Annotated in this window: 9 protein-coding genes and 4 pseudogenes; 5 read left to right on the forward strand and 8 right to left on the reverse strand. The window is 38.9% G+C overall.

The window, feature by feature from the left end; all coding sequences use genetic code 11:
- Positions 1-595: 595 nt before the first annotated feature.
- Together FTV37_RS14195 and FTV37_RS14200 are read left to right on the forward strand one after the other, a co-directional pair.
- A complete protein-coding gene (locus tag FTV37_RS14195) occupies positions 596-790 on the forward strand; it encodes a heavy-metal-associated domain-containing protein (RefSeq protein ID WP_179990953.1) in 195 nt (64 codons plus the stop codon).
- A 176-nt stretch (positions 791-966) separates the two neighbouring features.
- Positions 967-1,188, forward strand: a pseudogene (locus FTV37_RS14200) (cation transporter); the annotation flags it as partial.
- Between the two features lie 113 nt (positions 1,189-1,301).
- Here FTV37_RS14200 and FTV37_RS14205 read toward each other — a convergent pair.
- From FTV37_RS14205 to FTV37_RS14230, 6 genes and pseudogenes are all read right to left on the reverse strand, one after another.
- A pseudogene (locus tag FTV37_RS14205) lies at positions 1,302-1,766 on the reverse strand (reverse transcriptase N-terminal domain-containing protein); the annotation flags it as partial.
- 575 nt (positions 1,767-2,341) lie between these two features.
- A pseudogene (locus tag FTV37_RS14210) lies at positions 2,342-3,716 on the reverse strand (IS66 family transposase); the annotation flags it as partial.
- Positions 3,717-3,790: 74 nt separating this feature from the next.
- Positions 3,791-4,126 (reverse strand): IS66 family insertion sequence element accessory protein TnpB, encoded by a 336-nt coding sequence (gene tnpB / locus FTV37_RS14215; RefSeq protein ID WP_000619347.1) that lies wholly within the window; start codon positions 4,124-4,126, stop codon positions 3,791-3,793.
- On the reverse strand, positions 4,123-4,506 hold the full coding sequence (locus tag FTV37_RS14220) for a transposase (RefSeq protein WP_179990955.1): 384 nt from the start codon (positions 4,504-4,506) through the stop codon (positions 4,123-4,125). Before FTV37_RS14220 ends, tnpB begins: the two co-directional genes overlap by 4 nt.
- Before the next feature lie 430 nt (positions 4,507-4,936).
- On the reverse strand, positions 4,937-5,848 hold the full coding sequence (locus tag FTV37_RS14225; RefSeq protein WP_127800993.1) for a ParB/RepB/Spo0J family partition protein: 912 nt from the start codon (positions 5,846-5,848) through the stop codon (positions 4,937-4,939).
- Positions 5,849-5,861: 13 nt separating this feature from the next.
- Entirely contained in the window at positions 5,862-6,635 is a 774-nt protein-coding gene (locus FTV37_RS14230; protein WP_127800991.1) for a ParA family protein, read from the reverse strand.
- An 856-nt stretch (positions 6,636-7,491) separates the two neighbouring features.
- Here FTV37_RS14230 and FTV37_RS14235 point away from each other — a divergent pair.
- Positions 7,492-8,664 (forward strand): replication initiation protein, encoded by a 1,173-nt coding sequence (locus FTV37_RS14235; RefSeq protein ID WP_127800989.1) that lies wholly within the window; start codon positions 7,492-7,494, stop codon positions 8,662-8,664.
- A gap of 152 nt (positions 8,665-8,816) precedes the next feature.
- Here FTV37_RS14235 and FTV37_RS14240 read toward each other — a convergent pair.
- Positions 8,817-9,230: pseudogene (locus tag FTV37_RS14240) on the reverse strand (integrase core domain-containing protein); the annotation flags it as partial.
- Between the two features lie 54 nt (positions 9,231-9,284).
- The gene (locus FTV37_RS14245) at positions 9,285-10,217 is read right to left on the reverse strand and encodes an IS5-like element IS17 family transposase (RefSeq protein ID WP_180022931.1); all 933 of its coding nucleotides are present in this window, start codon (positions 10,215-10,217) and stop codon (positions 9,285-9,287) included.
- 568 nt (positions 10,218-10,785) lie between these two features.
- On the opposite strand from FTV37_RS14245, the gene FTV37_RS14250 reads away from it, so the two are divergent.
- Both FTV37_RS14250 and FTV37_RS14255 read left to right on the forward strand, forming a co-directional pair.
- Complete coding sequence (locus FTV37_RS14250) at positions 10,786-12,321, forward strand: phosphorylase (RefSeq protein ID WP_159153817.1); 1,536 nt, start codon at positions 10,786-10,788, stop codon at positions 12,319-12,321.
- A gap of 19 nt (positions 12,322-12,340) precedes the next feature.
- Positions 12,341-13,288, forward strand: a complete 948-nt coding sequence (locus FTV37_RS14255) for a CBASS oligonucleotide cyclase (protein ID WP_151208075.1) — start codon at positions 12,341-12,343, stop codon at positions 13,286-13,288.
- Position 13,289 lies beyond the last annotated feature (1 nt).

Below are 13,289 nucleotides of genomic sequence, written 5' to 3' on the forward strand. Positions count from 1 at the left end.
CACTACATCCAGATCGAAAATCACTAAGAAAAAACTGTCACCAAAAAAAGGTCTGCACTATGGATAGATGCAGACCAAACTCTGGATAACTACCAGCACGAGAAATATGTCGCAATTTTGCATAGACATGAATTTGATAAAATCAGCCCAGAAAGCCAGAAATTCATAAAAACTATTTCATCAATCCCCTATAACTTAATCACGTTCATGGTCGATCTTAAATCTTGTGAAAAGTACTCATGCTGACCTAGCCAAACTGTAAAACTCATGTATTCATAGCCTTTAAATGAATCTTTCAATCGGTATATTTAAGGTAAAAACTAGTAATCAGAAGTTATTATCACCCCCATATAAAACAAGGATCAACTTAAAAACAATAACTTAGTAAATTATTCTTCCATTTTTTTTATATTTAGTGTTATTACTGTAGTCATTAGAACACTCTTCTTTGGAATACTCTGAAGAAAACTGTAAGGTTGTAAACAGACCAAGTTACAGCGAGTAACTGATTCAGAAAAAGGCTGGTTGTATGGTGAAAGTTTAGAGTTACTGTTCTAATGTTTTAAACAAATGTTTTGTTAAAAAGGAGCAACATATGAAATTTCACATCGCTAATATGACTTGTGGTGGTTGTGCACGCGGCATTACTACCGCAATTAAAGAGCTCGACTCGAATGCCTCACTCGATATTGATTTACAAAACCGTATTATTGAAATCAACACAACGGTGAGTCAGGATCAAGTCATTGCCACTCTCAGTGAGCGTGGATTTACAGCTGATCCTGCTTAATCTCTGTTAGAGTAACAGTGGGAATTCCTTACCACTTTTACTCTCTTATTTTCCTCATCGTACAGATAAAACCTGTACTTGCTTGAAATAAAAGTAATCCCTGAATTCCACCTAATCTTGGTTCGAGCTGATCTTCGCATATAGAACTCAGCATATCTAAATGATAGAGATCGTATATGAGTACCGAAATGACTGATACGCCACACTACAGTGAAACATTAGAGATTGAGGGGATGACATGTGCTTCTTGTGTAGGCCGTGTGGAAAAAGCTTTAAAATCTGTTGAGGGTGTTGAATCGGCTCATGTAAATCTGGCTACCGAAAAAGCAGTCATTTATGCGCATCAACCACTTGATCGCGCTACTTTAATTAAAGCCGTAGAAAAAGCAGGCTACGAAGGGCTTTGTTGCATAAATATGTAAGCATCTGATTTAAATAAATTTAATTTTGGATCAAAAAACAATCAAAACTTTTAAAATCATATAGTTATGAAATCTTTGTGCAACAAAGCCCTGAATCCATAAGAGTTCCGATCAGCAGTGGTCTCCGCGATGGGTTCCAAAGCCAGCAGATGGAGCGCCTGCATGGCCCGGCATTTCATCGTGGGTATCCCGAGAGGTCTCATCTTGCCATTTTTCTTCGGAATAAGGACTCTCCGAAGCGGAAGGGGCGTGTAACCTCGCCTCTTCAACGACATCATCGCACCGGTCTTGGCCTTGGGTGTATTCCAAGTCACCTTGTCGACCCCAGCCGTGTTTTTGCCTTTGTTTTCAGACACTCGTTTTACGGCCAATGCTTTGCCACTAAACGAGTGAGTCAGCAGCCATTGCAAAGCTTTCGCCTTGTTATACCTGCCGTCTTGTACCGCCTTCACAATACGCGCTTGCAGCCCTCTGACATGACGCTGTACAGCAATCCAATCGATGCTGTCCCACGATGTGCTGGAAGGCGCACACGCTGATACTGCTGCGTTCATTTGCTCTCCCTCCATTAAAAGGGTTCTACACACTCTCTTGTGATGAGAGACCATAAGGACGTCAGCCCGCTTTCGCGTGAGGTAATGTTTCAACCTCTATCCAACCCATTACAGACTGGCATTCGCTTTTTCCTCGTTCCTTCGCCCGCATCACCATGGGCAGTTTTTGCAAACTGCTTTCCCAATGGGGGTAATACGGGATTTCCACGTTCCGCTTACTGAAGTACATCGGCTTAGGTGCCTGCTATCGACCGGGAGGCGTATGGGTCACGAATGCGTAGTAGAAAGACGCGATTCCCACCTCCATTACCGTTTTGGTTCGAGCGTATTAGCCATTTCCGCTCGTTCAATTTAACGATCGTTGCGCAGATTCACATGTGTTCACCATACCGATTATCTAGCCCTTGTCCGGCTATGGCTGCCAGAAGAGTACGCCTCTCACGATTGATACCCCGCACCTTGCGGTGCCTCGTTACATTGTCGAAGGCGCTCTTTATTCAGCCTTCTAGATTCACCCGGTGACACGGGTGGTTCCCGCAGGGGGAACAACTTCATTAAGCGACTTCGTGTCGCACCTCTACCCAATTATTGCAAATCGGTAGATTGCCATCATCCAAATAGCGGCTTAAAGCTGGCCAACGCTTCAGAGTGTAATTGATGGCCTTGGCGGTGGGAGAACTCGATGGCACCGTCAGATGATGTTGGTTGAGCCATTCATATAGTTGTTGCATCACTGGTTGACTATGCTGTTGTCGGTATTCGCGGCGGTCTTCCGCTGTACCATCGGTCTTTTTCCTGAGCTCTGCTTCTATCGCATACAGTTTCTGAATCAGCACTAATGCCTGTTCAGCGACCTGACTTTTCCCAGTTACATGCAGTTCATGGAATTTACGACGTGCATGCGCCATGCAGCCCACCTCAATGACATCGCCTGATTTAAAGCGTGCTTTATAACCACTGTAATCATCACAGACTAGATAGCCCTGCCAGCCTTTCAAGAACTCTTCAGCATGCTGGCCTGAACGACTATCCTGAAAGTCATAGATCACCGCCTGAACTGGATTGTACTGTGTAGTGGCATAGGCCCAGACATAACCTTTCTTCGGTTTTTTATTATTCTCACCCATCCGCATGATGGTGACCGGTGTTTCATCTGCATGCAGCACCTGCTGTTGTAGTACCACCTCTTTTAAGGCATTGGCCAGAGGTTCCAGTTCTACACCGCAGCGACCTATCTGAGAAGCACTGCTTCGCAAGAGATAAAGTTGATCTAGAAAGTTCGATTCCCGCCCGCTGATAGATCAGACGTTGACGGTACAGCGGCAAATGATCGGCATACTTCGATACCAGCACATGGCTGAGCAATTCAGGTGAAGCAATGCCTTTATCAATCACATAGGCGGGCATCGCTTGCTGAGTCAGAGTGTCACACTGATCACAGACCCATTTACCACGCACATGCTGTTCCTTATAGAACTGTGCCGGTCTGAAATGCAGTTTTTCACTGACATCTTCGCCGATACGACGGAGTTGGCAGCCACAAGCACATTGGGTTGATGCAGGTTCATGCTCAATACGGATGGTGTGTAGATGATCTGGCAGTGGTCGACGTTTAGGTTTGTTGACTGTTGCTTTGTGTGTCGCTGCATTGGTTTTATCTGCATTTAGCCGTTCCAGTTCTAGATCAACCGCGGCAATATCTTCTTCAACCGCTTCATCCCACAGATGGATTTGTTTTGCCGTTAAGTGTTCATTCTTTTGGGCGAATTTGTGCTTTTTAAACAGCGCCAGTTCATGCTCGTATTTTTGATTGAGAATAGAAAGATGTTGAACTTTAGAATCTAATTGCTGGTTTGATTGTGCTAGAGACTGATGCTGCATCGCCAACTGCCGGGTAAATTCCAGCAGTTGTTCATGGGTCAGTTGGCTTAAGTCAGGCAGCGTATTCATGACCGCAGTATGCCTGAGGTCATGAAGAGAATGAAATAGAACGTTTGGAGGATGGCAGAATGGTCGAGCTTGGTTTAGAGCATATTCACCACTTGCTGCAATCCAATTCTCTGCCAGGGCAAACCTTGGATTAATGCCTGTAACTGTTCCGGGCTGAGGGCCACGGTTTCACCTTGGTGAACTTGAGCCCAGTGAAATTTACCCTGTTCCAAACGCCGGGCACACAGCCAGATGCCCAGTCCATCATGTACCAACACTTTCATACGATGACCACGTTTATTACAGAACAGGTAGGCGCAATGCGGTTTGATGTAGCCAAAGGCTCTCACCACCTGAGCCATGACAGTATCCATTCCTGCTCGCATATCCATGGGCTGGGTAGAGAGCCAAATTTCATTGATACGGATCATGTTGCCAGTGCCTTGAGTAATTCTGCCAAGGCAGGTATTTCTGATGTCTGCCATTTTAGCTGAATATCATTATTCGTATGAGGCACGGTGATACACAACGTGATCCTCTCATCAATAGGTTGGCTGATTGCAGCAGTGTAAGGCAAAGCAATAAATGCTGGATTCACATGAGTAGGATCCTGCACGGCACCATCATGATGGCTGAAGATCCTGATCCAACGACTGACAAGGTTGGCATTAATACTATGTTGCAGTGCGACCGAAGCGATCGAGGTATTAGGATTTTTGCAGGCATTGACAATACTGAATTTGAATTCTTTGCTGTATGTTCTGCGTTTTTTAGCAACAGGAGGTGTTGCTGAATATATATCCATGTTCATAGATTAAGTCCCCACTTGTTTTTAGGTGGGAACTAAATTAAGGCTTATAGGATCGCTTGGTAAGGCTGTGTTAGCTGGATGCTTACTTTCTTTTACCTTAATAACGTATTTTTTTAACGGCAGCATACCTTTTGAAACACCACCAAATTATTTATGTTCCACCAGCATATATACTTCCCTATCGAAAAATCTGATAAGAATTGATTATTTTGATACAAAACCTGAAAACTGGGAGTGCTTATATGGACATATATAATATTTCCGGATAAATATAAAACTACTCCACAAGAAGAAAGGCAGAATTTAATCTCAGTCCGAAGTAACAGTACTCTCAAAGACCAAATGTAAAGAAGCATACTTAAGAAAATAAAATTCAATAATGCATGAGGATGTAATTAGTTTCAGGGTGCTAAGAAAGTGTAGCAACTTGCTACACTTTTTCGCTTTTTTGAATCAGCTGTTTTAAGAAATCTTCTAATTGTAAGAGACTGGCTTCGTCAATTTCCGAGATATTCAGAGAAACCTTAAGCTGTTTTTGATTCAGTTTGATATTCCCCGCAATCTTACCGGCATATTCAATTTTTCTGACCACGGATGTTGTGGTCAGTTTTTCTGGATTCTGACTCAATAGTTTTTCAGCATAAGTAGTAACTTTGCTTTGCTCGAGTTTTTTGTCTTTTAATTTTTCCCAAGCTCCGAGTAAGGCCACTTCGGCTTCAGAGAGTTGTTCAAGATGATCCGATAGAAATTTTTTGAATGCAGTTGCAGCAGTACGGCCTAGCAAGCCTGGTTCCACATCAAGGTCATTTAAAATTGCTTGCGGCAGTTTTTCGTATGCTAAATACTTGTACATATCTTCGCGATTTAAACCCAGTGAATTGGCTAAACGTTGCTTGTTTTTCTTTAATTTCTCATCAAGTGAGTTCAGGCCAATAAAAATCTCATAATCTGTCAGATCCTGACGCTTTAAATTCTCGGCCAGGGTTAACAAAGATGCTTCTACATTATTTGCATCAATGATAATGGCTTCAATCACAGACTTTCCGAGTAACTGATGTGCCCGTAAGCGTCGCTCGCCTGCAATCAGTTCATATTTCAGATTATCCAGTTTACGCACTGTAATGGGCTGCAAAAGGCCGATTTCATTAATAGAATCCGCCAGTTCTTTTAACTGTGATTCTTCAAATATTTTACGCGGCTGGTTTAGACTTCGGCTGATATCCTCAATAGGGACATTACGTCTAAACTCTTTCAGCTCTTTAATATTGTCTTTCTGTGCTTGCTGATGTTTTTCTGTATTCTGTTTCAGTTTCTGAGCTAAAAGCTCTTTGGTGCTTGCCATAATGCTCTCAGGTTTAAATTTTCAATACAATTTCATTGGCAAGGCTTTCAAAAGCCTTACGTACTTTTGAATTTTTTTCTACTTTCAAAAGTGGTTGTTGCAGAATGGCTGCTTGATTGACTTTAGTACTTTGAGGAATTGTGGTTTCTAAAATTTTACCCACTTGTTTCAAGGCTTCATCCCGAATCAGCTTACAGACATTCTGACGTTCATCATGCTTAATTAGTAAAGCGCCTAAAAGCTCTAAATCTGGATTAATACGTTTGATCTTTTCAAGATGATTTAAAAGATCTGTTACCCCATATAATCCATATTGTGATCCTGATTCGATAGGGATAATGACATGTGTTGAGGATGCCAGGGCATTGCTGGTTAATAATTTAAGGCTAGGTGGGCAGTCAATCAATATAAAATCATATAGATCTTTTAATAGTTTTAACTTGATATTTAACTCTTCTGAAGGACGGGGAGCTTCTTCTTTTAGTTGATCTTCAGTTTTTCCTAAATTCAAGGAACCATAAATTAATGATACTTTTTCAAAGTTCGTTTCTTCTTGTAATGCATCTGCCAACAACGAAATATCGCCCACTAGTAATTCTGCTGTAGTGACAGCAATTTCGCTTGGATGTTGGATCCCAATGTGTAAACTTGCGTTTGCTTGAGGATCTAAATCAATGACTAAAACTTTGTTGCCCAGATTGGCAAGTTCTGAGGCTAGGTGTACAACAGTCGTTGTTTTGCCACATCCGCCTTTATGGTTAGCAACAGTAATAATTTTTGCAGACATGCGTGTCAGATGCTTCCTTATTTGAATGTTTAGTAATATAAATAACTTTCATTCATCTTACTATAGTTTTTAAATTTATAAATCCTATTTATTCAGCTGTAAAACAGTTTAAAAAATAAATTTTTAACTAAGCTAGCTTAATTAAAAATTAGAATAATTAGTTATTTAGCTAATTAATAATTAGGATCATATTTTTATTATATAAAACAAATGCTTATAGATTTAAAAGTGGAAGGTTTGTCACTCTAAAGTGGAAGGTTTGTCACTCTAAAGTGGAAGGTTTGTCACTCTAAAGTGGAAGGTCTGTCACTCTAAAGTGGAAGGTTTGTCACTCTAAAGTGGAAGGTCTGTCACTAGGGTGGAAAGTTTGTCACTGCTATTTTTATATCTGCTATTTTTATTTAAAAATAATTGCAAAAACAAATATTTAAGCTGTTAATAAAGTCTCATAACTAAGCTTTAAAGGTGGAAAGATTGTCACTGTATCTTCTTAACCTGTGGATAATCTTTTTTTATTGGATATTTCCTGATGATTATATGTGCAGTTATACCTTTTAAATCTAACAAAAAGGTGGAAGCCTTGTCACATCAGGGTTTTTATCTGACTTAACCTAACTAGATCTGAATGAAAAAAGTAAAAATAGGCCTTCTGAACTGTAATTTCGAGACTAAAGGTGGAAGGTCTGTCATCATAGGGTGGAAAGATTATAATTAATTCCACTTTAAATGCAGAAAACCGGCTAAAATGCTTCTTTTTGATGACAAACTTTCCACTTTTAGAATCTTGTGGTGAAAGTCTTGAAAGTTTTTCCACTTTTGTATATAAAAACTAAGTTAAATTATAAATATCACGGTTATGACAGAATCTGAACCATTGCAAGAAGAATCGAATTATATTCCTTACTGTATAGGCAACATTCGCCATAATGGCGTTGTCAGTACCAGTAACCGTTTAATTCGCCCAATCGAATTATCAGCCAATGAATATAAGGCACTTCTATATGCAATGGCGGTTGCGAATTATAGTGAGAAAAATAGGGTAGATGGTGAAATTACCGAACAAACTTATATTTATTTGTATAAGGATGATTTGGCAGATTTACTAGGATTAAATAAACGTAATTCAATTAATGTTGCAATAGATCGGATCTACAAAGAGCTTTCATCCCGGGTAGCTCATTTTATTATTGAGGAGCCTGCTGATAATGGTAAAAGAAAGACTAAAAAAGTACATTCTGTCGTTCCCATTATCCGTGAGTTAAGATGGGAAGATGATTCTAAAAATGCGATTCAGATTCGTTTTACCAGTGAGGTGTTGCCGTATTTCACTCAACTGGCTGGGGGTAATTTTACTACCTATCAGCTAAAACATCTTTTTGCCCTAGATTCTGTTGCCAGTATGAGTCTCTATACTTATTTCATTAAAAATGAATTTAAGTACGCCAATCAAAAGAGTTATGAAGTGCCATTACTTTTAGAAAACTTGAAAGCACTGATTGATATTAATGAAACCAAATATGATCGCTGGGTAGATTTTAGACGCTATGTATTAGACAAAATAGTGGCAGAAATTAACGAAAATACAGATCTACAATTAGAGTATGAAACCGTTAAGAAAGGCCGTCCAATTGTAGGTGTGAATTTTAAACTGCATCATCGGATTGCTGATAAGGCACTGGATGAATTTGCAGTGATTGAAAAAATCTATCTTGATGTTCCATTTGAAGACAATGCATCCGTAAAAGAATTAGGGGCTAAATTCGATATGAATGTACGTTCTTGGTATATTTTTAATAATGATGAAAATTATCAGCAGTTCAAGAAGTGGTTTAAAAAAGTAGGATGCCTCACTGACTCTCAAGCAAATATTGTCATTAATGACACTTTATTCCAAATGGATTTTGCTGAAATTGGTATGGGGTTGAATGACTTTAAACGAAATATGAAGCATAAACTTAAAAGTAATCCGGAATTCGTCCATAGTATTCGTGAAAGACTGAATGATATTTTTGGTAAAGAGTTGATCTAGCGAAAAGTGTAGCAACTTGCTACACTTTTTTTGATATATGTTCGTAAAGAATACAAGTGGTAAGGACCTTAGGATAAAAACGACTCTGTTGCATGAAGTGTGAAAATTGAGACTGAACCGTACCGGGTTTGTCGGAGACTTTTTTATTTAAGTTAGGCCACCTGACCTAACGGGTTAATCTTATCATAGTACATTGCTTCAAACTCAAAAGGCGACTTGTAACCCAATGCACTGTGTACACGCTCTTTATTGAACCAATCTACCCAGTTGAGTGTCGCAAGTTGTACATCCGCTAAACCTTTCCAATCTGCTTTTAAATACTCAATCACCTCTGTTTTGTATAAGCCATTCACTGTTTCAGCCAAAGCATTATCGTATGAATCACCAGTCGTACCGACTGATGCTCGTAAATTTGCAGCTTCTAAACGATTGGTATAGCGAATAGAAAGATATTGAACACCTCTATCGGAATGATGAATCACATTCTTTGGCATGCCTCGATCGTGCAATGCTTGCTCAAGTGCATCGAGCACCATATCTGTATTCATCCGTGTAGATACTTTCCATCGGCTTTGTTGCACAAAGATTTGAAATGCAAAGCGCCCCTAATTGAGCCAAATTTAAGGCGTAACTTGGGTAAGTGGTCGACCTAATTCCGTAAATCTGTTGAGGACTGCTACACGTGCATGAATTTCATTCACCTGACTAGGAAAGCTTCTTGCCATTAATTTATCGCCTAATAATTTGATGCAATGCATCTTGGTTTCCACCAAACTGCGGCGATGATAGCCTGACCATTTTTTCCATAATGTCCTGCCTAAACGTTTAACTGTTCGAAGTAATTCATTTCGCTCTAGCGAGCTGATCTTTGTATCTTTCCATGGTTTCGCATTTTTTCTAGGTGGAATCACCGCATGTGCTTGCCGATCTGCAATGACCTGACGGCATTGCTTGGTGTCATAAGCTCCATCGGTATAAACAGAGTCAATCTGCTCATCTTGTGGAATCTGATTAAGTAAATCACCAAGCACCTGTGAATCACTGACATTATTGGTTGTGAGCTGAATAGCGCGTATTTGTAGGGTTTTGGCATCTATACCAATATGTAGTTTACGCCATTGGCGACGATATTCAGCTCCATGTTTCTTGCGTTTCCATTCGCCCTCACCTAGAAACTTCATGCCTGTAGAGTCTACGAGTAGATGCAGCCCATCGCTACTTTTTTGGTAGCTGATTGCAATATCAATATGCTTTTGTCTTCTACAAAGCGTACTGTAATCTGGTGCGGTCCAATTTAATCCGCAAAGTTCAATCAGACTTTGCACAAAGCCAGTGACCATACGTAAAGATAGACGGAATAAGGATTTAATCATTAAGCAGCATTGGATAGCTGCGTCGGAGTAGGTTTGATTTCGCCCTTGTTTGCCTTTTGATGGAGCATACCATTGCGTAGCAGGATCAAACCAAATGACAATATTTCCGCGACTCATGAGTGCTCGGTTATATGCGGGCCAATTGGTTGTGCAGTAGATTTTGTGTGTAGGCTTCTTCATTTGAAAATTATATCGCTGAAAAAGCCTTTACAGATAGGTTTGTGCAACAAAGCCCTTCACAACTATATATTTACCATTTCATCCATCTAATTCAGTGGTTAGTAATTTAATGAAGATTCAGCAAATGTTTAGATTAATGATTTTATTGGAGTTATCATATTTGCCGGGTCATAACTCACAACTCACATAGCAACTGTAGATTTGAGTGCCGCCTTTCTCAGCATGCTCGTGCAATAATTGCGACTTTATTAGGAGTTCTTCTTCTATCTAGACAACTTTTTCCAAAATTATGGATATTCCTTCAGTAACAATTAGTAATCTAGGTGTTTTGGTGGTTTTTCCTTTTAACAGCTGGTACTACAGTATATTACTTTATCTCATTCAATCGCGTTTGTAGGGTTCTTACCACTGTACAGCCATATTTGCAGTGATACCTGGAGGAGTGAACAATTAAACTACTTGCATACTAAAATTACAAAGCTAAATAAATTTTCAAAGAACACTTGCAATAGTTAATGTAACCTTCATCTATTAAAAATTATTATATTTTTTAGGGGGTAAGGGGAGAATGAGTAATCCAGTTTCTCTTTCAAATAGTTGTATTCTCCTTGCAGGTAGCATTTCTCTTACTACAAATGATGACCAGATCGATAAGGCTCATTCATTTGTTGAAGCTCTTGTAACAGAAGTTATTAATGCTGGAGGCAGCTTTATCGGTTATTTTTCAGCAGAGCCTGTAAATCAAACTCAAAAATCTTTAGTTTTTGATTGGACTATTGCTAGAAAAATAAACGAACTAACTCAAGGGATAGAAAACAAAATCTTTCTTAAGATTGTTGCATCAAATGATCGGTTGCAATGCAAAACCAATTCCGAACAGCGACGGCTTTTAAATAGCATGATTGCTCGTGGGGTTGCTGAACATATTTGTATTGATGACGAAATCTTAACAGGTAGCAATGTAGGTGAAGAACAAATTGAGCATGCTACAGCAATGATTGCACTAGGTGGTGGTAAAGGAGTATTAGATAGAGCTCACAAAATGGTAAAAAAAGGGTTGCCTATTTTGCCTTTAGATCTACAAATCGGATCAAATAAAGAAGATGGAAATGGTGCATTAGGATTGCTAAAAAAATTTAGAGACACTCCTCAAACTTATTTGCAAAATACCGGTTCTACTGTGGTAAAAAGTATTTCAGCACTCTCTTTAGAAGAACCTGTATTAGAATTTTCTCAAATTGCAAAGAGAATTATTACGATCTTTTATAAAGAGGAACAAGCTAGACACGCAGCTCTTCCGCCAGATGTATTAGTCTTGACAGCTTTACCAATTGAATTATCAGCTGCAAGGCAAGCATTAAATATTAATGAAGGTGTACAGCCTATAGTTACAAGTACGGGTCTCCATGTATGGAAAACAGAAATAATTCGCAATGATGGTATACGGGCTAATTGCGCAATAGCATGTTTTTCTAGCGCTGGAAATGTAGATGCTTCTTCAATCACCACCACATTACTAATTGAATTACAACCTAAAAATGTAATCATGTTAGGTATTGCTGCGGGAATGCGCGAAAAATGTGCTTTAGGCGAAGTTGTTTTATCTGAACAAGTCGTTGCATACGAAGGAGCAGCTCTCATTGAAGGTGGCGCTACAGAACACCGGCCTAAAAGCACAGTGTTAGATCTTAAAGTTAGACAGGATGTTAGCACATATTTATCTAACAAAAGTTCTTTAGAAAGTCGCTTAATAAAGAGCTATGAAGCCTTAGAAATCATACTTCCAGATAGTATTGAAATTGGCCCAGTAACTAAAAGTGTTATGCCTAAAACAGTCACTATTGGAAGTGGTGAGAAGCTTCTTCGAGATCCTGAAAAATTTAAAGCCTTAAAAGAACTTAATGGAAAAATTGAAGTTGCTGAAATGGAGGGTGCAGGAGTATTTGCGGCTTGTGCTTTACATAAAAAACCCGTGTTAATGATTAGAGGAATTAGTGACTTTGGTGATTCCACAAAAGACAATCGCTTTCATGACTTAGCCGCAAAAGCAGCTGCTGCAGTAACAGCAGATTATATTACTCATGGCTTAACACTTAATAACTAACTTGGGGAAACACATCAGAATGTCACTTACAAATTCAGATCTTCAATATTATGATGGTAATGTACTTCGTTTACCTTCAGAAAAACGTACAGAATATCATGCACAAGTGGATAATTTAATAACAGAGTTACGCAAACATATCACTTCAAACTCTGACTTAAAAATAGCAAAAGTAGTTAAAGCCGGTTCTTTTGCAAAGTATACAATTTTGAAGAAAACTGTAGATGATCCTATCGATGTAGATATTGTATTTTATATCAGTAATAAAAATGTAGATGATTCGACATTAGACAATCTTAATGACTTAATTTACACGTTACTCACAAAAATTTATCCAACTAAAGCTGTTGAAGATTTTGAGATTCAACGGAGAGCAGCTACAGTAACTTTTGTCAAAAGTGGGCTGAGTGTAGATGTAGTTCCTGTAATTCAAGATGCCCAAGAACCAAACCATGGTTGGCAATATGATCTAAAAACTAAAGAAAAAAACCTAACTTGTGCTCCTTGTCATATTCAATTTATTCGTGATAGAAAAAATTCAGATAAGCATTACCGCACTTTAGTGCGTATGGCAAAACGATGGAAAAATTTTGCGTGCCCTCCGGGCCTTAAATCTTTTCATCTAGAGTTGATACTAGCTTATTTACAAGATCGTGATGGACCAACACAAAATATTGAACAACGTTTTAGAGAATTTTTAGGATTTATAGCTCAAAGTGAATTAAATGAGCGTATTGATTTCCCTGAGAACTCGGCTAAGGTGCAGAAATATTTTTCAGATCCTGTTGTAATTATTGATCCTGCTAACCATGAAAATAATGTAGCGTCTCGAATAACTATAGAAGAGAAAGAACAAATCGTCAAAATAGCCTTACAAGCTTGGGAAACTGCAAATTATGCATCAGTAGAAGATGATAACGACATTTGGAAAGAAATATTCGGTAATAAATTTAAAATTAAGGATTAAA

Origin of the sequence: Acinetobacter sp. YH16042 (genome assembly GCF_013417245.1) — a bacterium.
GTDB classification, from domain to species: Bacteria; Pseudomonadota; Gammaproteobacteria; order Pseudomonadales; family Moraxellaceae; genus Acinetobacter; species Acinetobacter amyesii.